This is a genomic window from Mycobacterium sp. ZZG (assembly GCF_054786995.1).
Window position 1 is genome coordinate 39,377 of sequence record NZ_JBTBFV010000028.1, and the last position, 21,925, is coordinate 61,301.

Annotated in this window: 22 protein-coding genes; 11 read left to right on the plus strand and 11 right to left on the minus strand. The window is 68.9% G+C overall.

Annotated elements, in window-relative coordinates:
* The first annotated feature begins 170 nt into the window (after window positions 1–170).
* Both ACXMYJ_RS16635 and ACXMYJ_RS16640 read left to right on the plus strand, forming a co-directional pair.
* The gene (locus tag ACXMYJ_RS16635; RefSeq protein WP_460357751.1) at window positions 171–1,220 is read left to right on the plus strand and encodes an NAD(P)H-dependent amine dehydrogenase family protein; all 1,050 of its coding nucleotides are present in this window, start codon (window positions 171–173) and stop codon (window positions 1,218–1,220) included.
* On the plus strand, window positions 1,220–2,098 hold the full coding sequence (locus ACXMYJ_RS16640; RefSeq protein WP_460357754.1) for a patatin-like phospholipase family protein: 879 nt from the start codon (window positions 1,220–1,222) through the stop codon (window positions 2,096–2,098). Before ACXMYJ_RS16635 ends, ACXMYJ_RS16640 begins: the two co-directional genes overlap by 1 nt.
* Here the strand turns inward: ACXMYJ_RS16640 and ACXMYJ_RS16645 are convergent.
* Both ACXMYJ_RS16645 and lpqV read right to left on the minus strand, forming a co-directional pair.
* Window positions 2,087–3,076 carry a patatin-like phospholipase family protein gene (locus tag ACXMYJ_RS16645; RefSeq protein WP_460357756.1) on the minus strand — a complete coding sequence of 330 codons (990 nt, stop codon included), beginning with the start codon at window positions 3,074–3,076 and terminating at the stop codon, window positions 2,087–2,089. The genes ACXMYJ_RS16640 and ACXMYJ_RS16645 overlap by 12 nt on opposite strands.
* 78 nt (window positions 3,077–3,154) lie before the next feature.
* Complete coding sequence (gene lpqV, locus ACXMYJ_RS16650) at window positions 3,155–3,601, minus strand: lipoprotein LpqV (RefSeq protein ID WP_460357759.1); 447 nt, start codon at window positions 3,599–3,601, stop codon at window positions 3,155–3,157.
* 263 nt (window positions 3,602–3,864) lie between these two features.
* On the opposite strand from lpqV, the gene ACXMYJ_RS16655 reads away from it, so the two are divergent.
* A complete protein-coding gene (locus ACXMYJ_RS16655) occupies window positions 3,865–4,386 on the plus strand; it encodes a cupin domain-containing protein (protein WP_260754908.1) in 522 nt (173 codons plus the stop codon).
* On the plus strand, window positions 4,386–4,754 hold the full coding sequence (locus ACXMYJ_RS16660; RefSeq protein ID WP_260754907.1) for a rhodanese-like domain-containing protein: 369 nt from the start codon (window positions 4,386–4,388) through the stop codon (window positions 4,752–4,754). The genes ACXMYJ_RS16655 and ACXMYJ_RS16660 overlap by 1 nt, the downstream gene beginning before the upstream one ends.
* On the opposite strand, the gene ACXMYJ_RS16665 is transcribed toward ACXMYJ_RS16660, so the two are convergent.
* From ACXMYJ_RS16665 to ACXMYJ_RS16675, 3 genes are read right to left on the minus strand one after another with little or no spacing between them, the layout of a single operon-like run.
* The gene (locus ACXMYJ_RS16665) at window positions 4,751–6,463 is read right to left on the minus strand and encodes an alpha/beta hydrolase (protein WP_460357762.1); all 1,713 of its coding nucleotides are present in this window, start codon (window positions 6,461–6,463) and stop codon (window positions 4,751–4,753) included. The two genes, ACXMYJ_RS16660 and ACXMYJ_RS16665, sit on opposite strands and share 4 nt — an antisense overlap.
* Window positions 6,464–6,472: 9 nt before the next feature.
* Complete coding sequence (locus ACXMYJ_RS16670; RefSeq protein ID WP_260754905.1) at window positions 6,473–7,246, minus strand: enoyl-CoA hydratase; 774 nt, start codon at window positions 7,244–7,246, stop codon at window positions 6,473–6,475.
* On the minus strand, window positions 7,243–8,286 hold the full coding sequence (locus ACXMYJ_RS16675) for an enoyl-CoA hydratase/isomerase family protein (protein WP_460357765.1): 1,044 nt from the start codon (window positions 8,284–8,286) through the stop codon (window positions 7,243–7,245). Before ACXMYJ_RS16675 ends, ACXMYJ_RS16670 begins: the two co-directional genes overlap by 4 nt.
* A gap of 169 nt (window positions 8,287–8,455) precedes the next feature.
* Between ACXMYJ_RS16675 and ACXMYJ_RS16680 the strand changes: the two genes are divergently transcribed.
* Window positions 8,456–9,307 carry a Bax inhibitor-1/YccA family protein gene (locus ACXMYJ_RS16680; protein ID WP_260754903.1) on the plus strand — a complete coding sequence of 284 codons (852 nt, stop codon included), beginning with the start codon at window positions 8,456–8,458 and terminating at the stop codon, window positions 9,305–9,307.
* Between the two features lie 214 nt (window positions 9,308–9,521).
* Complete coding sequence (locus tag ACXMYJ_RS16685) at window positions 9,522–10,469, plus strand: hypothetical protein (protein WP_460357767.1); 948 nt, start codon at window positions 9,522–9,524, stop codon at window positions 10,467–10,469.
* Here the strand turns inward: ACXMYJ_RS16685 and purT are convergent.
* From purT to ACXMYJ_RS16700, 3 genes are read right to left on the minus strand one after another with little or no spacing between them, the layout of a single operon-like run.
* Window positions 10,450–11,652: a formate-dependent phosphoribosylglycinamide formyltransferase gene (gene purT, locus ACXMYJ_RS16690; protein WP_460357770.1), complete on the minus strand. Its 1,203-nt coding sequence runs from the start codon at window positions 11,650–11,652 to the stop codon at window positions 10,450–10,452. The two genes, ACXMYJ_RS16685 and purT, sit on opposite strands and share 20 nt — an antisense overlap.
* Before the next feature lie 22 nt (window positions 11,653–11,674).
* Window positions 11,675–12,892, minus strand: a complete 1,218-nt coding sequence (locus tag ACXMYJ_RS16695) for an acetyl-CoA C-acetyltransferase (RefSeq protein ID WP_260754900.1) — start codon at window positions 12,890–12,892, stop codon at window positions 11,675–11,677.
* Between the two features lie 46 nt (window positions 12,893–12,938).
* On the minus strand, window positions 12,939–13,925 hold the full coding sequence (locus ACXMYJ_RS16700; protein WP_260754899.1) for an SGNH/GDSL hydrolase family protein: 987 nt from the start codon (window positions 13,923–13,925) through the stop codon (window positions 12,939–12,941).
* A gap of 192 nt (window positions 13,926–14,117) precedes the next feature.
* Here ACXMYJ_RS16700 and ACXMYJ_RS16705 point away from each other — a divergent pair, with 192 nt between their 5' ends.
* The 5 genes from ACXMYJ_RS16705 to ACXMYJ_RS16725 all read left to right on the plus strand — a co-directional run bounded on the left by ACXMYJ_RS16705 (window position 14,118) and on the right by ACXMYJ_RS16725 (window position 19,945).
* Complete coding sequence (locus ACXMYJ_RS16705; RefSeq protein WP_260754898.1) at window positions 14,118–15,188, plus strand: alpha/beta hydrolase; 1,071 nt, start codon at window positions 14,118–14,120, stop codon at window positions 15,186–15,188.
* Between the two features lie 53 nt (window positions 15,189–15,241).
* Window positions 15,242–16,636, plus strand: coding sequence for a cystathionine beta-synthase (locus tag ACXMYJ_RS16710; RefSeq protein ID WP_260754897.1), 1,395 nt, complete (start codon window positions 15,242–15,244; stop codon window positions 16,634–16,636).
* Window positions 16,637–16,962: 326 nt separating this feature from the next.
* The gene (locus ACXMYJ_RS16715) at window positions 16,963–17,907 is read left to right on the plus strand and encodes a YciC family protein (RefSeq protein WP_260754896.1); all 945 of its coding nucleotides are present in this window, start codon (window positions 16,963–16,965) and stop codon (window positions 17,905–17,907) included.
* A gap of 90 nt (window positions 17,908–17,997) precedes the next feature.
* Window positions 17,998–18,495 (plus strand): RDD family protein, encoded by a 498-nt coding sequence (locus ACXMYJ_RS16720; protein ID WP_260754895.1) that lies wholly within the window; start codon window positions 17,998–18,000, stop codon window positions 18,493–18,495.
* A 268-nt stretch (window positions 18,496–18,763) separates the two neighbouring features.
* Window positions 18,764–19,945: a cystathionine gamma-synthase gene (locus ACXMYJ_RS16725; RefSeq protein WP_260754894.1), complete on the plus strand. Its 1,182-nt coding sequence runs from the start codon at window positions 18,764–18,766 to the stop codon at window positions 19,943–19,945.
* Window positions 19,946–19,972: 27 nt separating this feature from the next.
* On the opposite strand, the gene ACXMYJ_RS16730 is transcribed toward ACXMYJ_RS16725, so the two are convergent.
* From ACXMYJ_RS16730 to ACXMYJ_RS16740, 3 genes are all read right to left on the minus strand, one after another.
* Window positions 19,973–20,644 carry a GOLPH3/VPS74 family protein gene (locus ACXMYJ_RS16730; protein ID WP_260754893.1) on the minus strand — a complete coding sequence of 224 codons (672 nt, stop codon included), beginning with the start codon at window positions 20,642–20,644 and terminating at the stop codon, window positions 19,973–19,975.
* Between the two features lie 61 nt (window positions 20,645–20,705).
* Window positions 20,706–21,200 carry a transcription elongation factor GreA gene (gene greA / locus ACXMYJ_RS16735; protein ID WP_260754892.1) on the minus strand — a complete coding sequence of 165 codons (495 nt, stop codon included), beginning with the start codon at window positions 21,198–21,200 and terminating at the stop codon, window positions 20,706–20,708.
* 223 nt (window positions 21,201–21,423) lie between these two features.
* Window positions 21,424–21,846 (minus strand): DUF4307 domain-containing protein, encoded by a 423-nt coding sequence (locus tag ACXMYJ_RS16740; protein WP_460357777.1) that lies wholly within the window; start codon window positions 21,844–21,846, stop codon window positions 21,424–21,426.
* Window positions 21,847–21,925 lie beyond the last annotated feature (79 nt).

Below are 21,925 nucleotides of genomic sequence, written 5' to 3' on the forward strand. Positions count from 1 at the left end.
CACGGCTCCTTCGAGGTTGTTCGACCGGCGAACACAGATTAGTGCGGCCGGTCCCGCTGCACAGTGCCAACGGGGCGGGTTGCCGATTTCCAGCCACCTCCGTCGGCGATCTGGTGTAGTGGTGAATAGAACGCGTTCTAGTTTTTCCGAGGCTCCGGAGAGGAGACGAGATGGCGCTGCGGGTCGTGCAGTGGGCCACCGGCGGTGTCGGCGTCGCGGCAATCAGAGGCGTGCTGGAACATCCCGAGTTGGAGCTGGTCGGGTGCTGGGTGCACTCACCGGCGAAGGCGGGTCGCGACGCCGGCGAGATCGCCGGCGTCGACCCGATCGGGGTACTCGCGACCGACAGTGCCGAAGACATCCTGGCGGCGGAGGCCGACGCGGTCATCTACTCGCCGCTGATGGCCGACCCCGACGAGGTCGCCGCGCTGCTGCGGTCCGGCAAGAACGTCGTCACCCCGGTGGGCTGGCTGTATCCGAGCGCACGCAGCGGCGCGGCGATCCGGGAGGCCGCGCTGGCGGGTAACGCGACGCTGCACGGCACCGGGATCGCGCCCGGCGGCATCAGCGAGAAGTTCCCGTTGATGCTCTCGGCCATGTCCACCGGGGTGAGTTTCGTACGCGCGGAGGAGTTCTCGGATCTGCGCAGCTACGAGGCCCCGGATGTGCTGCGCCACGTGATGGGCTTCGGCGAGACCCCGGACAAGGCGCTGACCGGCCCGATGCAGAAGATGCTCGACACCGGGTTCATCCAGGCGGTGCGGATGTGCGTGGACCAACTGGGTTTCGCCGCCGATCCCAGAATCCGTGCGACGCAAGAGATCGCGGTCGCCACCGCGCCGATTGACTCGCCGATGGGTGCGATCGAGCCCGGCCAGGTGGCAGGCCGCCGATTTCACTGGGAGGCACTCGTCGACGGCGAACCCGTGGTGCGTGTGACGGTCAACTGGCTGATGGGTGAGGAGAACCTGGATCCGGCATGGTCTTTCGGCCCCGAAGGGCAGCGCTACGAGATCGAGGTGCGGGGGAACCCGGATTTCACGGTGTCTGTCAAGGGCTTTCAGTCCGAGATCGGCGGTGAGGGGCCGGAATACGGCGTGGTCGGCACGGCCGCGCACTGCGTCAACTCGGTGCCGGCGGTGTGCGCGGCGCCGCCCGGGATCGCGACGTACCTGGATCTGCCGCTGGTCAGCGGGAAGGCGGCGAGAAACCTGCGATGATGAGTGACTCGGCGGCCGACTCCACACGTGCGCTGGTACTCGCCGGCGGCGGATTGGCCGGCATCGCCTGGGAAACCGGCGTGCTGCTCGGAATCTGCGAGGAGGCACCCGCCGCGGGCAAGAAGCTGCTCGACGCCGACGTCCTGGTCGGCACCTCGGCAGGCTCGACGGTCGTCGCCCAGCTCGGGAGCGGCCTGCCGCTGCAGGATCTGTTCGACCGTCAGCTCTCCGACGAGCACGGTGCCCGCGAGATCCACCCCGGCGTCTCGATCGACACGATCACCGACCTGTTCCTGACCGCGATGACGACCCCGGGTGCCACCAGAGAACAGAAACTGCGCAGGATCGGCGCCGTCGCCGCGGACACCGACACCGTCGCAGAAGCGGTGCGTCGCGCCGTGATCGAACACCGGCTGCCGACCCGGCAATGGCCGGCACGCGCGATGCGGGTCACCGCGATCGACATCGCCACCGGCGAGTTGGTGGTGTTCGACGCAGACTCCGGCGTCGGCCTGGTCGACGCCGTCGCGGCCAGTTGCGCGGTGCCGGGCGTCTGGCCACCGGTGACGATCGGGGACCGTCGCTACATGGACGGCGGGGTCGGAAGCACGGTCAACATGTCCGCCGCACAGGATTGCGGGGCCGCGGTGGTGTTGGTGCCCTCCGGCGCCGACAGCCCGTCGCCGTGGGGGACCGGCACCGTCGCCGAGATCGACGCGTTTCCCGGCGCGACACTGGCGGTGTTCGCCGACGAGCAGTCACTGGCCGCGTTCGGGGCCAACCCGCTCGACCCGGCCTGCCGTGCGCCCGCGGCGCGGGCCGGTCGCGCGCAGGGGCGGCGGGAAGCCGGCCGGGTTGCCGAATTCCTAGGTGCCTGAGCCTGAGGAACGCTGTTCGATCGTGTCGAGCGCCGTGGCCGCCAGCTCCTGCCCGATCTCGATGACCTCGGTGGCGCGGTGGAAATCCAGGCTGCGGCACACCGTGCGGGGCACCTCGATCAACAGGTCGGGCGGGTAGGCGGCCAGTGTGTGGCGGGCCAGGGCGGCCTGCGCGATGTCGATCACCCGGTTCATCACCTCGAAGCTGCCCAGCTTCGGGATCACCGGTGCGATCGGTTCGCCGAGGTCCTTCTCCCCGTCCACCGGTTCGTCGTCCCCGGCCACGAACCGGCCGAGCACCGCGCGCCCGGTCGGGGTCTCCAGCAGCGACCGCGCCGCCCTGGTGTCCAGCAGCGACGACGAGCTGCGCCACATCCGGTTCAACCAGTCACCCGACGGTGACCGGGCGTCGCGGTCGCGGCGACTGGCCTCGGGATCCTCGCCGGAGATGCTGACCGCGAGGGTGATGTCCGCGGCGATGGCGGCCACCGGCGCCATCGGGAGTGGGTCGAGGATGCCGCCGTCGGCCAGCAGCCGGCCGTCGAGCACGTGCGGGGTGATCAGGCCGGGGATGGCGATCGACGCGCGGATGGCGTCCTCGACCGAACCGCGCTGCATCCACACCGATTTCCCGGTGATCAGATCGGTGGCCACGGACGTGAACGGGATCGGCAGCTCCTCGATCGTGACGTCGCCGAGGATCTCGCGGACGGCGTCGAGGATCTTCTCCGCCCGCAGGACGCCCGCCGACGTGATCGACGGATCGAGCAGGCGCAGCACCGCGCGCTGGGTCAGCGAGCTCGCCCACGCCGTGAACTCGTCGAGCTTGCCCGCCGCCTGCAGACCACCGACCAGGGCGCCCATCGACGAGCCGGCGATGCCGACCACCTCGTGACCGCGTTCGTGCAACTCGTTGATGACGCCGATGTGGGCGTAGCCGCGTGCACCGCCGCTACCCAGAGCCAGTGCGACCCGCATCCGACAATTCTGCGCCGGATCGGGTCCGGCCGTGTCGCGGGGACTCGGTGACATCGCCGACCCGGATCGCGCCGGGCGTCAGCCGCAGAGCGCGTCGGCAGCCGCTTCGACCGCGACGATCACCGCCGACTGCTGGCCGGGTGTCAGTTCCGACCACTTCCGGTCGAACGTCCCGGGACCCACGGACTCCGCATCCTGCACGGTCTTCAGGTAGGGCTCGATCTGCGTGTGGGGGTCACCGCCCTGCCGATCCATCCACGTCCGGGCGGCCCGGCACGCCTGGAAGTAGTCGTCCTCGGTGGATTCCGCCGGGGCGGCGACAGCGGTCGTCACCCCGCCGGGGGACACACCGACTCCGCCGGCCGGCGGCACAGGGGAGGCGGGAGGCCCCTCCGCGCGGGTCGACGAGGGCGGGGCCGAGGACAGCGCGGTGGTATCCGGTGGGGGTCCGGGTTCAGACGAGCAGCCGGACAGGATCACGGCCGCCGCGACGGCGCCTGTGCGCCACAGACGGTTCCTGCTCATCCCGCCAAATCTATGCAACGTGGCGCCCGGTGACAGCAAAGGGCCGAAAGCCGGCCGGAAGCCGCGCCGGGACAGCGGTTTCAGTCGGGGCGGTGACCTGCCGCTTCCTAGATTCACGGTGAAGTTAAACCCTGGCGCTGGCGGCCGGTGAGTGAGCTGTGCCAGACTGGCCGCCGTGATCGACGTGACGCGGATTCAGGAGTGTTGTCAGGCCTAGTCGCCGACCCCTCGCATCCGTCCGTCGTTCCTCCTGGAGTCCCCCCATGATCCTGGCCCCTACCCGTCTGCGTCCTGCCGACCTGCTGCACGTCACCGACCGCTTCGCCGACGACGTTCTCAGCGGCGACTACGATCGCCTGCTGCCCGAAGCCGGTCTGCCCGCCGGGGAGCGCTGGTTCACCCGGTTGCACGGCACCGACGAACTCGACGTGTGGCTGATCAGCTGGGTGCCGAACCGCTCCACCGAACTGCACGACCACGGCGGCTCGCTCGGCGCGCTGACCGTCGTGTCCGGCGTGCTGAGCGAAACCCGTTGGGACGGTGTGACTTTGCGTCAGCGACGGTTGCGGGCCGGTGATCAGGCGGCGTTCCCGCTGGGCTGGGTGCATGACGTGGTGTGGGCTCGCGAGACCGCGCCCGCCGGCGGTGCCGCGCCGGCCGGCCCGACGTTGAGCGTGCACGCGTACTCGCCGCCGTTGACCGCGATGTCCTACTACGAGGTCACTGAACAGAACACGTTGCGCCGCAACCGGACCGAGCTCACCGACCAGCCGGAGGGCGACTGATGGCCAGCCGAATCGATGCCGTCCTCGCCGACGCCAGGGCCAGACTCACCCGCATGCCGGCCGGTGAGGTGCCCACCGCTCTGGCCCGGGGCGCGGTCCTGGTCGACATCCGGCCGGCGGCCCAGCGTGCCGCCGAGGGCGAGGTGCCGCAGGCGCTGGTGATCGAACGCAACGTGCTGGAGTGGCGGTGTGACCCGACCAGTGACGCGCGGATTACCCAAGCCGTCGACGACGACGTCGAGTGGGTGGTGCTGTGCTCGGAGGGCTACACCTCCAGCCTGGCAGCAGCGTCGTTGCAGGAATTGGGACTGCATCGCGCCACCGACGTCATCGGCGGCTACCACGCACTCAAAAACGTTCTGCGCTAAGAATTCTCGTCGCTCCTGAGGAGTCCGCGCAGTTTCTCGGTCTTGGCCTGGGTCCATCCCGGCGGCAGCATGATCGACGCCCACGCGTCCGCGACATTGCGGACGTAGACGTGACCGTGCCCGTCCGGGACGTTCACCGCGACCGCCATGTCGGCGCTGACCTGGAGGAACGTCACGACCGGGATCCACTCCATCTCGGGGGAGACGTCGTAGCCGCGCCGCTCGTGCAACCAGTCCGGCCGGGCGAACAGCAGGTCGGGATTCCACCACGCGATCGGATCGGACGCATGCTGCAGATAGACCACTCTCGGCTGCTCCCACGGGTCGTGCGGTCGCTGCAGGTCCCGGGCCTCGGCGACGAACCGCACGTTGGCGCCCTTGTCGTACACGGGAAGCCACTGGGGTGAGCCGGGATCGCGATTGTGGGTCAGGTCGGTCCAGATGGTGTTGTTGAAGGTCGGCCCGCTGAACAGCGCCCCGTCGGTGCGGGCGATCAGGTTGTTCAACGCCAGGAACGGCGCTTCACCGCCGAACGAGCCCAGGCTCTCGCCGAACACCACCAGCTTCGGGCGCTGTGCCTCGGGCATCTCGCGGATCAGCGCGTCGACCGCCTCGAACAGAGCCTGACCGGCCTGGCGGGCGTTCTCCTTGTCCACCAGGAACGACAACCAACTGGGCAGAAACGAGTACTGCATCGACACGATCGCAGTGTCACCGTTGTACATGTACTCCAGCGCGGAGGCTTCGGCCTCGTTGATCCAGCCGGTGCCGGTCGTGGTGGCCACCGCGACCACCGCGCGGTCCAGGCCGCCGGTGCGCTGTAGTTCGCGGGCCGCCAGCGCCGCGGTCTCCTTGATGCCGTCGGCGGAGTTCAGTCCCGCGTAGGCGCGGATCGGTTCGGTCGCCGTGCTGCCGTTGAACTCGGTCAGCTCCTCGACCGACGGTCCGCCGGAGATGAAGATCCGGCCCTGATGTCCCAGCGACTCCCAACTCACCAGCGACTGCGGTCCGCCGGACCGCAGATCCGAGGTGGGCGCCGCGAAGTCGGGGTCGGTCTCGTCGTTGACCGCAGCGAAGGTTTTGTTGATCGTGCTCATCGCGAACCGGACCACCACCCCGTTGAGCAGCGCGACCGTCAATGCCAGCAGCAGCGCGACCGCGACGACGGCCGCCACCCGCGGCGGGGCGACGCGCGTGAGCTGACGGTACAGAAAGCGCACGAAACGGCCGACCAGCTGCCCGATCTCGACGAGTACGAACAGCGTCACGACCGAGATCACCGCGGCCAGAGGGTAATCCCAGAACGTCAGGCGCGGGACACCCATCAGGTCACGGACGTCGTCCTGCCAGTCGTGGAACTGGATGACCATGACGACCAAGCCGATCACGCCGATGACGACGAGCACCGGCCACGCCCGCCGGGGCGCCGGCGGGCTGGAGTCCTTGGAGCCCATGAACCGCACCAGCCACACCGCGAACACCCCGAGCCCGTAGCCGATCGCGCCCGCGCCGCCGCTGACCAGTCCCTGGAACAGCGGACCGCGCGGCAACAGCGACGGTGTTAGCGACAACCAGAGGAAGACGAAACCGACTGCGGTACCGGTCCAGGTGTAGCGGCGGACCCACCACCCGCGCCGTGTGGTCGACGGATGTTCGCGCGCCGGCGTCTCGTCGATCACCGCGGCGGCGGCTTCACCGGTATCGGTCACGCATGGACTTTACCGATGAGTGAAGTTCGGCGGCCGCTTCTCGGTGAACGCGTTCATGCCCTCGGTCTGATCCTCGGTGGCGAACGCCGAATGGAACAGCCTGCGCTCATAGAGCAGGCCCTCGCTCAGCGTGGTCTCGAACGCGCGGTTGACCGCCTCCTTGGCCATCCGCGACGCCGACAGCGACATGCCCGCGATGGTCTGGGCCACCGCCTTGGCCTCCTCGAGCAGCGTGTCGGCCGGAACCACCCGCGACACCAGCCCGGCGCGCTCGGCTTCTTCGGCGCCCATGTTGCGGCCGGTCAGGATCAGGTCCATCGCCTTGGCCTTGCCGATCGCCCGGGTCAGTCGCTGTGACCCGCCCATGCCGGGCAGCACGCCGAGCTTGATCTCGGGCTGCCCGAATTTCGCGGTGTCGGCGGCGATCAGGATGTCGCACATCATCGCCAGCTCGCAGCCGCCGCCGAGCGCGTATCCGGCCACCGCGGCGATGGTCGGGGTGCGCGTCGCGGCGAACCTGTCCCAGCCGGCGAAGAAGTCGGACGAGAAGACGTCGGCGAAGGACAGGCCGGCCATCTCCTTGATGTCCGCGCCGGCGGCGAAGGCCTTCTCGTTGCCGGTGAGGATGATGGCGCCGACACCCGGCTCCGCGTCGAGTTCGGCTGCGGCGGTGGTGACCTCGTACATCACCTGGGTGTTGAGGGCATTGAGTGCCTTGGGCCGGTTGAGCGTGATCGTCGCTACCCGGTCGTCACGGTCGACCAGGATGGTCTCAAAGGTCATGACTGCTCCTCGAAGTTGATGTCGGGATCGGCAGATGCGAAGTATGCCTCGATGTCGGCTGCCGTCACCTCGGACAGGGAGGCCGGCGACCACTTCGGGTTGCGGTCCTTGTCGATCAGCTGCGCGCGGATGCCCTCGACGAGGTCATGCGACCGCAAGGACGCCACCGAGGTCCGGAACTCCTGGCGCAGCACATCTTCGAGAGTGTCCAGCTTCGCGGCCCGACGGACCGCTTCCAGCGCGACCGACGCGGCGATCGGGGAGCGGGAGGCGATCAGGTCGGCGGCATCGGCCGCGGCACCGCCGTGCTCGCGCAGCGCGGCGACGATGTCGGCGACCGTCTCAGCCGCATAGCACCGGTCGATCCACTCGCGCTGGGTGAGCAGCTCGCTCGCGGGTGGCTCCTGGGCGAATGCGGCGACCGCCTCGTCGACACCGTCGGACGCGATCGCGTCGACGAACGCGGCGAGCCGGTCCTGCGGCACGAAGTGGTCGGCGAAACCCATTGCGATCGCGTCGGCGCCGGAGAACGACGCCCCGGTGAGCGCCGCATGGACGCCGAGCAGACCCGGGGTGCGGGACAGGATATGGGTGCCGCCGACGTCAGGGATGAACCCGATGCCCACCTCGGGCATCGCCATCTTGGTGGTCTCGGTGACGACCCGGACGCTGCCGTGCGCGCTGATGCCGACTCCGCCGCCCATCGTGATGCCGTTCATGATCGCGACATAGGGCTTCGGGTAGCGCCCGATGTAGGCGTTGAGCAGGTATTCGTCGTGCCAGAACTCGCGCGACGCACGGCCGCCGGATCTGGCGTCGTGATAGATCGCCACGACGTCACCCCCGGCGCACAGGCCGCGGTCGCCGGCGCCGGTCACCACGACGGCGTCGATCGCGTCGTCGGTCTCCCAGCTCTTCAACGCCCGTGCGATGGCGCCGACCATCGGATGGGTCAGCGAGTTGATCGCCTTGGGCCGGTTGAGCGTGATTCGGCCGACCCCGCGGTCGGCAGTTACTAGGACATCCTCGTTTTCGTCCACGGAATGCAATCTAGATCGTCGCCCTGGTCACGCTGTGCCCGGGTAAGGTTCCTGTGAAGGCCCTGGGAAAAATCCGCCACCGCGGCGGGAACTGCCCGGGAACCTCACACGTTGACCCAGTGATCGTCACAGGTCTGACACACGACATCGAGACAGGAAGGACACGACGGTGCGCGAAAGCAGCAACCCGGTGTTCCGCACACTGCCCAAGGGGCAGCAGGGCGGCTATGCGCAATTCGGTACCGGAGCCGCCGGCTACGGTGCGCAGGCGGTACACGCCGATCCGTACGTCACGCAGTACCCGGAGCAGCAGCAGGCGGGTGTCTCGCGGGCGCTGACCATCGATGACGTCGTCATGAAGACCGGCATGACGCTGGGTGTGCTGACGGCCGTCGCGGTCGTGTCGTACTTCCTCGTCAGCGGCAACGTCGGCCTGGCCATGCCGTTCACCCTGGTGGGTGCGCTCGGTGGCCTCGCCCTCGTGCTGGTCGCGACCTTCGGCCGCAAGCAGGACAACCCGGCCATCGTGCTGAGCTACGCGGCGCTGGAGGGCCTGTTCCTTGGTGCGGTGTCCTTCGTCATCGCCAACATCGCCTCTGTCGGTGGCGCCGGAATGATCGCGCAGGCGATCGTCGGCACCCTCGGCGTGTTCTTCGGCATGCTTGTCGTCTACAAGACCGGCGCCATCCGCGTCACCCCGAAGTTCACCCGGATGATTGTGGCGGGTCTGTTCGGCGTCGTCGCGCTGATGCTGCTCAACCTGGTGCTGGCCGTGTTCGGCGTCGGTGGTGGCGCGGGCCTCGGCCTGCGCGACGGCGGCGCCCTGGCCATCGGCTTCTCGCTGCTGTGCATCGGCCTGGCCGCGTTCAGCTTCCTGATCGACTTCGACTCCGCCGACCAGATGGTTCGTGCCGGCGCGCCGGAGAAGGCGGCGTGGGGCATCGCCCTCGGCCTGACCGTCACCCTGGTCTGGCTGTACCTGGAGATCCTGCGTCTGCTCAGCTACTTCAATCAGGACTAGCAGTCCGACACGAGAAGGGCGTCCGCCGCGTGCGGGCGCCCTTTTTCGTGCCCGGGCCTCGCGGCACGGCTACCCGCCGCGAGAGTGCGCTCAGCGCGTCGAATCACCATATTTCGCGGTCTGAGCGGTCCCTCGCTGCCCCCCAGGAGGCCGCCTTTCCACAGGACGCAGATTGGGGGTGTGCGACGCATCGCCGGTACGCGAGGCTCGACGCATGCAGGTGCCGTTCATCGGTAGCGAAGCGGTGGCCGCCGGGCTGGTCGGAAAGCATGTGCTGCGCAGCCGATACGTCGCGCTGTATCCCGACGTGTACACCCGGCCCGGTATCGAGTTGAGCGTCCACCACCGGGCGAAGGCTGCGTGGCTGTGGTCGCATCGCGGTGGCGTTCTCGCGGGTCTCACCGCCGCGGCATTACACGGGGCGCGCTACCTCGAGGACGGGCAGCCCATCGAGCTGGTCTGGTCGAACGGGCGGGCGCCGCGCGGCATCAGGACCCACAAGCACGACCTGCACCCTGACGAGAGCACCCGCCGTGGGGGACTGCCGGTGACGACGGTGCAGCGGACGGCATTCGACCTGGGCCGCCGGGGACCGCTCGATACTGCGGTGGCGAGGCTCGACGCATTGGGCAATGCAACCCCGTTCGACGCCGGTGAACTGTTGCGGTGGGCCAGGGAACGCCATGCCGGCAAGCGAGGCATGCGACAACTGGCGGCCGCGCTCGACCTCCACGATCCTGGGGCGCAGTCTCCCCGGGAGACCTGGTTACGTCTTCTGCTGATCCGCGGCGGATTCCCACGCCCGACCACGCAGATTCCGGTGATCAGCGCCGACGGCAGACGGCGCTACTACCTCGACATGGGTTGGGAGAACCTGAAGTTGGCTGTCGAGTACGACGGCGACCAACACCGCGTCGACCCGATGCAGTTCGCCCACGACATCCTGCGCGCCGAGGACCTCGACGAACTCGAGTGGACGCGAGTCCGGGTGGTCAAAGCCGCCCACGCAGACGACGTTCTTCGCCGGGTCCGGCGCGCCTACGACGCGAGAGTGCGCGCAGCGCGAGAACTTCCACGGGACCGCGATCTGAGCGCACTGTCGGGGCCGACGTGGGTGCGGGAGTCGGGGCAGAACTGGCGGTCTACGGGACCCGTGGCTTGACGCGGTCCGCCGCTTCGGCGGCGTTGCGCCGTGCGGTGTCGACGTCGTCGGCGTACGCCAAGGCGACACCCATCCGCCGGTTGGCGAAGCTCTCCGGCTTGCCGAACAGTCGAAGCTCGGTGTGCGGCACCTGCATTGCGGCGTCCACGCCGTCGAACACCACGCCCTCGGCGTCGACACCGCCGTAAATGACCGCGCTGGCGCCCGCCGTCCTCAGCGCGGTGTCCACCGGCAGGCCCAGGATGGCCCGGGCGTGCAGCTCGAACTCGTTCTGCCACTGCGTCACCATCGTCACCATTCCGGTGTCGTGCGGGCGCGGGCTGACCTCGCTGAACCACACCTGGTCACCCTTGACGAACAGTTCCACGCCGAAGATGCCCTGTCCGCCCAGATCCCCGGTCACCGCCCCGGCGATCTGCTGCGCGCGTTCCAGCGCGGTCGCCGACATCGGGTGCGGCTGCCAGCTCTCGACGTAGTCACCGCTGACCTGCCGGTGTCCGATCGGCTCGCAGAACCGGGTCTCGATCTCGCCGTCAGCACCGCGGGCGCGCACCGTCAACAGCGTGATCTCGTAGTCGAAATCGATGAAGCCCTCGACGATGATCCGGGTGTTGCTGACGCGGCTGCCGGACATCGCGTACTCCCAGGCCGCCGCGACGCCCTCGGGTCCGTCAATCTTGCTCTGCCCCTTGCCGGAACTGCTCATCACCGGCTTGACCACACATGGATACCCGATATGACCCTCGATGGCGGCGTGCAGTTCCTCCAGCGAATCGCAGAACCGATACGGGCTGGTCGGCACGCCGAGGGTTTCGGCGGCCAGCCGCCGGATTCCCTCGCGGTCCATGGTCAGCCGGGCCGCGCGCGCCGTCGGGATCACCGTCACCACGCCCTCGACCTCAAGCTCTTCGAGCACCGGCGTGGCAATCGCCTCGATCTCCGGCACCACCAGGTCGGGGCGCTCGTCCTCGATCAGCGCACGCAACTGACCAGGGTCGGTCATGGTGATGGTGCGGGCATGGTGAGCGACCTGGTGGCCGGGCGCGTTCGGGTAGCGGTCGACGGCGATGGTCTCGACGCCGAGCCGCTGCAACGCGATCAGGACCTCGCGGCCCAGCTCCCCCGAACCCAACAACATGACTCTGGTGGCGCGCGGTGACAGCGGCGTTCCGATGGTGGTCATCGGAACGGCATTCTATGGCGAGCTAGCTGAGCCGCTCCACGACCATCGCCATGCCCTGGCCGCCGCCGACGCACATCGTCTCGATGCCGAACGTCTTGTCGTGGGTGGCCAGGTTGTTCAGCAGCGTGGCGGTGATGCGGGCGCCGGTCATGCCGAACGGGTGGCCCAGCGCGATCGCACCGCCGGACACATTGAGCTTGTCCTCGTCCATGCCCAGTTCACGCGCCGACCCCAGCACCTGCACCGCGAACGCCTCGTTGATCTCGTACAGGTCGATGTCGGAGATGCTCATCTTCGCGTTGGCCAGCGCCTTCTTGACGGCCTCGATCGGACCCAGGCCCATGATCTCCGGCGACAGCCCCGACACGCCCGTCGACACGATCCGCGCCAGCGGGGTCAGGCCCAGCTCCTTGGCCTTGGTGTCGCTCATGATCACCACCGCCGCGGCGCCGTCGTTCAACGGACACGCGTTGCCCGCGGTGATCGTGCCGTTGGGCCGGAACACCGGCTTGAGCTGGCTGATCTTGTCGTAGGTGGTGCCGGCGCGGGGGCCGTCGTCCTTCGACACCACGGTGCCGTCGGGCAGCGTGACAGGCACGATCTCGCGCTCGAAGAAGCCGCTGTTGATGGCCTCCTCGGCGCGGTTCTGCGAACGCACGCCCCAGTGGTCCTGATCCTCGCGGCTGATGCCGGTGAACGCCGCGACGTTCTCGGCGGTCTGACCCATCGCGATGTAGACGTCGGGCAGCAGGCCGTCCTCGCGCGGGTCGCGCCACTCCGTCGCGCCGGCGGCCGCCTGCTCGGAGCGGGCCTGCGCATCGGCGAAGACCGGGTTCTTCGAATCCGGCGCACCGTCGGCGGCGCCCTTGCCGAACCGCGACACCGTCTCCACCCCGGCCGAGATGAACGCGTGCCCCTCGCCGGCCTTGATCGCGTGGAACGCCATGCGCGTGGTCTGCAGCGACGACGAGCAGTAGCGGTTGACGGTGGTGCCGGGCAGGAAGTCGTAGCCGAGTTCGACCGCCACCGCGCGGGCGATGTTGTAGCCGGCCTCACCGGCGGGCTGCGCGCAGCCCATCATCAGGTCGTCGATGTCGCGCGGGTCCAGCGCGGGCACCTTGTCGAGCACGGCCTTGACCATCTGCGCGGCGAGGTCGTCGGGCCGCATCGAGACCAGCGAACCCTTGTTGGCCCGGCCGATCGGGGAACGGGCGGTGGCGACGATGACGGCTTCGGGCATGACGGGCTCCTCAGGTTCGAACCGGGTGGAACGTGTTGCAAGAAACCTAGCCCGCGGGCGCGACGATCGGCGCGGGCACCCCGGTCGAGCGTCGCCACAGCCGGCTGAGCCCGCCGAGGCGCGCGAGCAGCGAGCCGTCGTCGCCCGCGCGCGATTCCAGCGCCGGCGCGGCGGGCATGCCGGTGACGAACTCTCCCAACGCGTTGCACAGCGCGGGCAGCAGTTGCATCGCGGCCAGCTCGTATCCCGCCGCGGACGGATGGAACATGTCCGGCGAGAACAGCAGCTCCGGAGTCCGGTAGAAGTCCGGGGCCAGCAGATCGCTGAACGGCACCGGCACCCCGCCGCAGGCACGTACCGCGGCCGCCTGGGCGCGCGCCAGACGCAACCCCTGGTTGCGGGCGACGAACCGCAACGGCTGCGGGATCGCGGTGATGACACCGAAGTCCGGGCAGGTGCCCACGACGACGACCGCGTCGCTGGCGCGCAGCCGCTGCACAGCCCGGCCCAGGCGGCGCGCCGACGGGCCGATGCCGTTGGGTTTGGTGATGTCGTTGGCGCCGATCATGATCACGGCCGCATCGGGTGGCGGCCCGGCGACGTACATCGCGTCGATTTGCCCCGACAGCCCTTTCGACGTCGCGCCGACGATGGCCTTGGTGCTCAGCCGGATGCGCTTGCCCGACTCGGCGGCCAGCCCCCGCGCCAGCAATACGCCCGGCACCTCGTCGGCGGCCTGGCAGCCGTACCCGGTGGCCGTCGAGTCGCCGAAGATCATCAGGTGCAGGTCGAACGGGACACCACGGTGCCAAGGTTCGACCGGGCCGCCGCCGGGGGAGTACACGCCGTCGGCGCGGGGCGGGATGTCCCACGCCTTCGGGATGACGCGGCGCGCCTGATCGGCCTGTCCGCTAAGGAGGTTGCGGGCCCCGACGTAGGCGGTGCCGGTGGACGCCAGCGTTGCTGCGGCCGCCAGCGCGACCGTGGAACGACGCGGTGTACGACCGCGCGGAGCACGACGGAGGATGCCCACTCCGCAAGTTTAGAGCGGAAATGCGCGGCTACCCGGCTCGTTAAGCGGAAGAGCCATCACAGTGCGGTATCGACTCCGACACCATCTGCGTTTAACCCATTGTGATAGTGGTTACAGGTGTCAAGCTAAGTTACGAGCTCGTCTGAATAACTTGGCTTATCCCGGACTACAACGTCGTAGGAAGTGGTGGCGATGACGGCACCGAGCAAGATTCCCAGCTCATCCCCGCTGGGCATCAGGGCAGCACGAGGGCAGAAGCCGCGCCGCTTCCCGGTCTCTGACGGAGCTCCCGTCGAGGTGGTCGAAGACGGTCCGAGCATCGCCGGACGGCTCATGGGGCTGGCCGCCATGGCCACCATCAGGCCGTTCCTGACGGTGGGCAGTTACGCGCCCAAGCTGCCGTGGCCCTGGGGCCTGGTCGATTTCGCCGCTCGCGTACTCAAGCCGGCGCCGGGCACCGTGCGCGCCACCATCGGCCTGCCGCACTGCAACGCCCAGCTGGTCCGCGCCGCCGGGGTGCTGCCCGCCGACGGTAATCGCTCGGTGATTCTCTACCTGCACGGCGGAGCGTTCCTGACCTGCGGGGTGAACACCCACGGGCGCCTGGTGACCGCGCTGTCGAGGTACGCCGATGCGCCCGTTCTGGTGGTCAACTACCGGATGATCCCGAAGCACTCGGTCGGCACGGCGCTCGACGACTGCTACGACGGTTACCGCTGGCTGCGCGACCTCGGCTACGAGCCCGACCAGATCGTGCTGGCCGGGGACTCGGCCGGGGGTTATCTCGCGCTGTCGCTGGCCGAGCGGCTGCAGGCCGAGGGCACCAACGGCTTCGTCGGCGAGACGCCGGCGGCCGTCGTGACGATGTCCCCGCTGTTCGAGATCGACAACGAGGCCCGCGCCGACCACCCGAACGCCCGCACGGACGCGATGTTCCCGCCGAAGGCGTTCCACGCGCTGGTCGAGCTCATCGAAGCGGCCGCCGAACGCCGGATCGTCGACGGCCGGCCGGAAGAGGTGTACGAGCCGCTCGACCACATCGAACCCGGCCTGCCGCGCACCTTGATCCACGTGTCGGGGTCCGAGGTCCTGCTCAGCGACGCGCGCAAGGCCGCCCGGCTGCTCGCCGCCTCCGGAGTGCCCGTCGAGGTACGCGTCTGGCCGGGGCAGATGCACGTGTTCCAGCTGGGCGCGCCCACGGTGCCCGAGGCCAAACGCTCGCTTCGGCAAATCGGTGAGTACATTCGCGAGGCCACCTGGTAGCACCGGCCGGAGGCCGCCTGGCTGCGCGGTGACGGGCCTGGGACGATGGACGCATGCGCATCGCCCGGCACATCAGTGACCTCGTCGGTAACACTCCTCTGGTAGAGCTAACCTCGGTCGTGCCGCCTGGCGCGGGCATGGTCGCGGCCAAGGTCGAGTACCTGAACCCGGGCGGCAGCTCCAAGGACCGCATCGCGGTCAAGATGATCGACGCCGCCGAGGCCAGCGGTGAGCTCAAACCGGGCGGCACCATCGTCGAACCGACCTCCGGCAACACCGGGGTGGGGCTGGCCCTGGTCGCCCAGCAGCGGGGGTACAAGTGCGTCTTCGTATGCCCCGACAAGGTCAGCGAGGACAAGCGCAACGTGTTGCGCGCCTACGGGGCGGAGGTCGTGGTGTGCCCGACCGCCGTCGCACCCGACGACCCGGCCAGCTACTACAGCGTCTCGGACCGGCTGGTCCGGGAGATCGACGGTGCGTGGAAGCCCGACCAGTACTCCAACCCGATGGGGCCGGAGAGCCACTACGAGACGACGGGCCCGGAGATCTGGGCCGACACCGAGGGCAAGATCACCCACTTCGTCGCCGGGGTCGGCACCGGAGGCACCATCACCGGAGCCGGCCGCTACCTCAAGGAGGTTTCCGGCGGACGGGTCAAGGTCGTCGGCGTGGACCCCGAGGGGTCGGTGTACTCCGGCGGCACCGGGCGGCCGTATCTGGTCGAGGGTGTCGGCGAGGATTTCTGGCCGTCGGCCTACGACCCGACGGTTCCCGACGAGATCATCGCCGTCTCCGATGCCGACTCGTTCGACATGACCAGGCGGCTGGCCCGCGAAGAGGCGCTGCTCGTCGGCGGGTCGTGCGGAATGGCGGCGGTGGCCGCGGTCAAGGTCGCCGAACGCGAGGGCCCTGACTCGCTCGTGGTGGTCCTGTTGCCCGACGGCGGCCGCGGCTACCTGTCCAAGATCTTCGACGACAACTGGATGTCCTCCTACGGATTCCTGCGCAGTCGGCTCGACGGGTCCGTCGAGGAGTCCACTGTCGGCGATGTCCTGCGCGGCAAGTCCGGGAACCTGCCCGATCTGGTGCACACCCACCCGTCCGAGACGGTGCGCGACGCCATCGGCATCCTGCGCGAGTATGGGGTGTCCCAGATGCCGGTGGTGGGCGCGGAACCTCCGGTGATGGCCGGCGAGGTCGCCGGCAGCGTGTCCGAACGCGAGTTGCTTTCCGCGGTGTTCGAGGGCCGCGCCAAACTCGCCGACGCGGTCGCCGAGCACATGAGCCCGCCGCTGCCGCTGATCGGCGCCGGCGAACTGGTCAGCACCGCGGCGAAGAACCTGCGCGAGTGCGACGCGGTGATGGTGGTGGAAGAGGGCAAGCCCGTCGGCGTGCTCACCCGTCACGACCTCCTCGGTTACCTGTCGGAGGGCAGCGCACGCGGCTGACGCACGGTCGCGCGAGAAACCGCTGTTCGGCCGCCCTGCTCAGGTAATGTGAGCACGCTTGTCCAGCCACGTGCGAGCGGAAGGGCGTCCATGATCGACCGACCATCGTTCGCCACGTGTTCACCGGGTCCGCCGCCGGTCCGCCTGGGGGACGCCCCCGGAGCAGGAAAGCTGTTGATCACGCCTGCCCCGTCGGCTACCTTCCAGCCGGAGTCGGCGAGAAGGCCTCAGGCTCATCGCGATTCGAACTTCGACAGTGATGTCGTGGCACACAAGATGAAGGGGACGGTTCGCGCTTCGTTCGCAACCGAGATCAGGAGAAATCGATGACAGAGAATCCGCCGCCCGGCGGCTATCCGCCACCGCCACCGGGCGGTTACCCGCCACCGCCGCCGCCCGGGGGCTACCAGTCGCCACCTCCGCCGCCGCCCGGCAGCGGTTTCGGGCCGCCGCCCGGCGGCGGTTTCCCGCCCCCGACGCACGCCCAGGGCAGCTACCCACCCCCTCCGCCACCGGGGATGCCCAGCGGCGGCTTCGGACCGGAGGGCGGATTCCCGCCGGCGGCTCGGCCGTCACTCACCGTCGGTGAGGCGTTCAACTGGGCGTGGAACAAGTTCAGCAAGAACGCCATCCCGCTGATCGTCGCGACGCTGGTCTTCGCCGTCGTGATCATCGCGCTGCAGAGCATCATCAGCATCGTGCAGATGCTGGTGTCGCCCGGAGACACCAGCTATGTCGCCGACGACAGCGGCCTGTCGTTCTCGTATGCCACCACCGGTGTCGCCGGCATCCTGGTGTCGATCGTCGGTTGGTTCCTGTCGTTGATCGTCGGAGCCGCCATCCAATCGGCGTTCCTGGGCGGTATCTTCGACATCGCCAACGGTCAGCAGGTCACGGTGGGGTCGTTCTTCCGGCCGCGCAATATCGGCAACGTGATCATCGCCGGACTGATCGTCGGCGTCATCACCACCATCGGGTTCTTCCTGTGCATCGTGCCGGGCGTGATCGCCAGCTTCCTGCTGATGTTCACCACCATCGCGGTGCTCGACCGCAACCTGTCACCGATGGACGCGATCAAGTCGAGCTTCGAGACCGCCAAGAACAACGTCGGTCCGGTGTTCTTGATCTGGCTCACCAGCATCGCGGTGGTCCTGGTCGGCGCGCTGCTGTGCGGTGTGGGCCTGCTCGTGGCGGCACCGCTGGCCGCCCTGCTGCTGGTGTACACCTACCGCACCCTCAACGGTGGCTACGTCGCGCCCGCCATCCCGTAACTCCTGACCTGGCCGATGTCGGCGTGTCCGCCTGACGCGGACACGCCGACATCTCGTTGTGCCGCAGTGCGGCCCGGGGATGATGGGGTCGTGAACCGAACTGCGCCGGGCCTTGGGCGCCGGGCCTACGCGACGTGGACGGCGCGGGTGGCGGCCACGGTCATCGACGTGATCCCGCTCTGCCTCGGGTGGGGAATCTGGGAGGCCGTCGCGATCAGCAGCACCGCGATGGACTGTGTCACCTTCGACAACGGTGGCGTCGCGTGCGCGTCGGTCACCACGACGGCGACCGGCGTACTGGCAGCGCTGATGTTCGTGCTGTCGGCGGCCTACCTGCTGTGGAACTACGGTGTCCGCCAGGGCTCCACCGGCACCAGCCTGGGCAAGTCGGTGCTGCGCTTCCGCGTGGTCGACGAGAAGACTTGGCAGCCAATCGGATTCAGCGCCTCGCTGTTACGGCAGCTGGTGCATGTGGTCGACGCGGCCGCCTGCTTTCTCGGCTTTCTGTTCCCGCTGTGGGATGCCAGGAGGCAGACCCTGGCCGACAAACTCGTCGGGACCGTATGCGTGGCCACCGGAAGGCGCTGACGCCGGTGAGGGGCTCCCGTTGGCCCCCAAAAGGGTTCGGCATTCGCGGGCGATCTTTGCCTGGCTCGGTTGATCACTCGAGTGCGGCCCGTCGAATACCGCGCGGGTGCCGACGTAGTCCAGTGTCGTCTGCAGACAGTGCCGTGCCGCGCCGACTGCGCCGGGCGAAGCATACCCCCGGGATTGGAGCCGAAATCCGGCGTGGCGGTCGTCGGCGATGACTGGTGGGCAGACATGCCCACGTTGTACACAGCTAGCCTTGGCAGTCATGAGTGAGCAGCGCAGCGCGGCCGATCATTACCGGGCTTACGGGCCGGCCACCAAGGCCATTCACGCCGGTTACCGGCCCGACCCGGCCACCGGCGTGGTCAACCCGCCGATCTACGCCAGCTCGACCTTCGCCCAGGATGGGGTCGGCGGGCTGCGCGGCGGCTTCGAATACGCCCGCACCGGCAACCCGACCCGCTCGGTGCTGGAAGGGGCGCTCGCGGCGATGGAGGGCGCGTCCTACGGACGCGCGTTCAGCTCTGGCATGGCCGCCACCGACTGCGTACTGCGCGCGGTGCTGCGTCCCGGCGACCACCTGGTGATCCCCGACGACGCCTACGGCGGCACCTTCCGGCTGATCGACAAGGTGTTCAGCCTGTGGGGCATCAGCTACACCGCGGTGGCTTTGTCGGATCTCGACCGGGTGCGCGCGGCCGTCACCGACCGCACCAAGCTGATCTGGGTCGAGACGCCGACCAACCCGCTGCTGTCGATCGCCGACATCGCCGGCATCGCCGAGGTGGGCGCGGCGACGGGGGCGAAGGTGCTGGTCGACAACACGTTCGCGTCGCCGGCGCTGCAGCAGCCGCTGTCGCTCGGCGCCGACATCGTGCTGCACTCGACGACCAAGTACATCGGCGGGCACTCCGACGTCGTCGGGGGAGCGCTGCTGACCAACGACGAGGCACTCGACGACGCGTTCGCGTTCCTGCAGAACGGCGCGGGTGCGGTGCCCGGACCGTTCGATGCCTACCTGACCATCCGCGGGCTCAAGACACTCCCGCTGCGGATGCAGAAGCACAGCGCGAACGCCGCCGCGATCGCCGAATTCCTCGACGGGCACCCCGCCATCACGACGGTGCTCTACCCGGGCCTGCCCAGCCACCACAATCACGATGTCGCCGCCCGCCAGATGAGCGGATTCGGCGGGATGGTGTCGGTGCGGCTGCGCGGCGGCCCCCAGGCCGCCCGTGACTTCTGCGCCCGCACCGAGATCTTCATCCTCGCCGAGTCGCTCGGCGGGGTGGAGTCGCTGATCGAGTATCCGGGCGCGATGACCCACGCGTCGACCGCCGGTTCTCAGCTGGAGGTGCCCGACGACCTGGTGCGCCTGTCCGTCGGAATTGAAGACACCGCCGACCTGCTCGGTGACGTCGAGCAGGCGCTCGGCTCCCTCGGTTAGCTTCCGCTACAGCTGGACGTCGTACGACTAGACGAGTTGGGTCAGCGCTTGGCGGACCGCGGACGCCGTGACGGCGAGGTTCACCTCGGGCAGCCCGGTCGGTGACTCGTCGACCCAGCTGCCAAGCGCGATCTCCCCGGCGCGGGCATGCACCCAGCGCCAACCGCGGTCGTTGAGGCTCAGCAGCGCGCCGAGCCCGTCGACGGTGTGCAGCACGGTGATGACCGCGGCCGTCGCCGGTGCCGGCGGCCGCCGTTCGAACAGCGCGGCCATCAGCGCCGCGCGGGCTGCGTCCGCGCGGCCGCGATGGGTCAGCGGGTACGCGTAGGTACGACCGAACAGCTTGCCCGAGTGAGGGATTCGACGGATCTGCCCGCCGCGTTCCAGCTGCCCGGCGACGAGGTTCTCGCTGTCTCTGCTCAGCTTCTTGACGGCCTGGCCCGGCGTCAGGGGTTTGGCGCGCAGCAGCTCGAACGCCGCGGCCGTCAGCGGGTCCAGCGGACCGGCGGCGTCGAGCGCCACCAGTCGGCCCGCCGGAACCGGTTCGCCGGCCACCGCCGGACGCGCCCGGCATGCGTGTGCCAGGTCGAGCAGCATCGCGGCCGCGAGCGCACGCTCACGGCGCGGGCTGTCCAGAGCCGGTTGCGCGGACGCGTTGTCGACAAGCAGCAGGAACAGGTCCTCTGCGATCTGCGCCATGCGTCGGAGACTAACGCGGCGCGGCGAGGCCGCGGATCAGCCGCAGGCCGCCCCGCTCCGGTCAGCCGTGATACGGCTCGGCACTGACCAGCGTCACCTTGACGGTGTTGCCGCTGGGCACGGTGTAGGTGCGCGACTCGCCGACCTTGGCGTCGATCAGCGCGCCGCCGAGCGGGGAGTTGGGGGAGTACACCTCGAGCTTGCCGTCGCTGACGCCCTGCTCCCGGGTACCGATCAGGAACGTCTCGGTGTCGTTCTCGTCGTCGTCGTAGTACACCTTGACCACCGAGCCGGGCAGTGCGATGCCGGACTGCTTCGGGGCCTCGCCGACCTTGGCGTTGTTGAGCAGCTCCTGCAGCTGGCGGATGCGGGCCTCTTCCTGGCCCTGCTGCTCCCGGGCGGCGTGGTAGCCACCGTTCTCCCGGAGGTCTCCTTCTTCGCGGCGGTCGTTGATCTCGGCGGCGATGACGGGACGGTTGGCGATCAGCTGGTCCAGCTCCGCCTTGAGGCGGTCGTAGGACTCTTCGGTCAGCCAGGTGACCTGAGTGTCGGTCATGTCCTGCTCCTGTCGTTGTTGCTTCCGCGCTTGTCGCGTTCGATGTCTGGCACGGCGCCGGGTGACTCGTGCGTGTATCGCCGGCATCGGCAGCGTCGGATCTGAGCTCCCAAATGCAGCAATACACGGCCCCAGCAGGAACCGTGTATCGGCCCAGCATAGCACCGTCGGATCGGGCGAACTTCAGAATTTTGTCGACGACCGTTGGGCGTGCAGACGGTTCTCAGCCACCGACCAGATACCCGGGGACGTCGATTCCACACCCGTAGACGTCGCCGATGACGGCCGGCCTGCTCGCCTTCACCGTGGTGGTGACCTGCACCGTCACGTCCGCGGACGGCGGCACGAGCACCTCGCGCCGCCCCGTCTCGTCGCCGTCGTAGGATCGGGCGCGCACGATGCACACCACCGGGCGCGACGGGTCGTCGCGGGTGACGCTGACCGTGACGTCGACGGTGTGCGGGTCTACCACCCGGTAGCCGGCGAGTTCGCCCTTGACCTCGCTGGAACCGAAGCGGCTGAACGCCACCATGGCGATGACGATGCCGGTCAACACCACCAGGACGGTCAGTCCGATGGCGATCCAGCGGCGCGCGCGCCGGCTGAGCCGCTGTTGTCCGTAGCGCTCGGTAGGGCGGTCGATCATCTCGTTTTGCATGCCCGTCGGTCGGATGGGTCTACTAGACCTGGAACTATAGGGCCACTCCCGTGGTTGAACTGAAGCG

What these genes read in the sequence shown, in the direction of transcription:
- ACXMYJ_RS16635 (WP_460357751.1), top strand. Translation starts at nt 171, where the DNA reads ATGGCGCTGCGGGTCGTGCAGTGGGCCACCGGCGGTGTCGGCGTCGCG.
- ACXMYJ_RS16640 (WP_460357754.1), top strand. Translation starts at nt 1,220, where the DNA reads ATGAGTGACTCGGCGGCCGACTCCACACGTGCGCTGGTACTCGCCGGC.
- ACXMYJ_RS16645 (WP_460357756.1), bottom strand. Translation starts at nt 3,076, where the DNA reads ATGCGGGTCGCACTGGCTCTGGGTAGCGGCGGTGCACGCGGCTACGCC.
- lpqV (WP_460357759.1), bottom strand. Translation starts at nt 3,601, where the DNA reads ATGAGCAGGAACCGTCTGTGGCGCACAGGCGCCGTCGCGGCGGCCGTG.
- ACXMYJ_RS16655 (WP_260754908.1), top strand. Translation starts at nt 3,865, where the DNA reads ATGATCCTGGCCCCTACCCGTCTGCGTCCTGCCGACCTGCTGCACGTC.
- ACXMYJ_RS16660 (WP_260754907.1), top strand. Translation starts at nt 4,386, where the DNA reads ATGGCCAGCCGAATCGATGCCGTCCTCGCCGACGCCAGGGCCAGACTC.
- ACXMYJ_RS16670 (WP_260754905.1), bottom strand. Translation starts at nt 7,246, where the DNA reads ATGACCTTTGAGACCATCCTGGTCGACCGTGACGACCGGGTAGCGACG.
- ACXMYJ_RS16685 (WP_460357767.1), top strand. Translation starts at nt 9,522, where the DNA reads ATGCAGGTGCCGTTCATCGGTAGCGAAGCGGTGGCCGCCGGGCTGGTC.
- purT (WP_460357770.1), bottom strand. Translation starts at nt 11,652, where the DNA reads ATGACCACCATCGGAACGCCGCTGTCACCGCGCGCCACCAGAGTCATG.
- ACXMYJ_RS16695 (WP_260754900.1), bottom strand. Translation starts at nt 12,892, where the DNA reads ATGCCCGAAGCCGTCATCGTCGCCACCGCCCGTTCCCCGATCGGCCGG.
- ACXMYJ_RS16705 (WP_260754898.1), top strand. Translation starts at nt 14,118, where the DNA reads ATGACGGCACCGAGCAAGATTCCCAGCTCATCCCCGCTGGGCATCAGG.
- ACXMYJ_RS16710 (WP_260754897.1), top strand. Translation starts at nt 15,242, where the DNA reads ATGCGCATCGCCCGGCACATCAGTGACCTCGTCGGTAACACTCCTCTG.
- ACXMYJ_RS16715 (WP_260754896.1), top strand. Translation starts at nt 16,963, where the DNA reads ATGACAGAGAATCCGCCGCCCGGCGGCTATCCGCCACCGCCACCGGGC.
- ACXMYJ_RS16725 (WP_260754894.1), top strand. Translation starts at nt 18,764, where the DNA reads ATGAGTGAGCAGCGCAGCGCGGCCGATCATTACCGGGCTTACGGGCCG.
- ACXMYJ_RS16730 (WP_260754893.1), bottom strand. Translation starts at nt 20,644, where the DNA reads ATGGCGCAGATCGCAGAGGACCTGTTCCTGCTGCTTGTCGACAACGCG.
- greA (WP_260754892.1), bottom strand. Translation starts at nt 21,200, where the DNA reads ATGACCGACACTCAGGTCACCTGGCTGACCGAAGAGTCCTACGACCGC.
- ACXMYJ_RS16740 (WP_460357777.1), bottom strand. Translation starts at nt 21,846, where the DNA reads ATGATCGACCGCCCTACCGAGCGCTACGGACAACAGCGGCTCAGCCGG.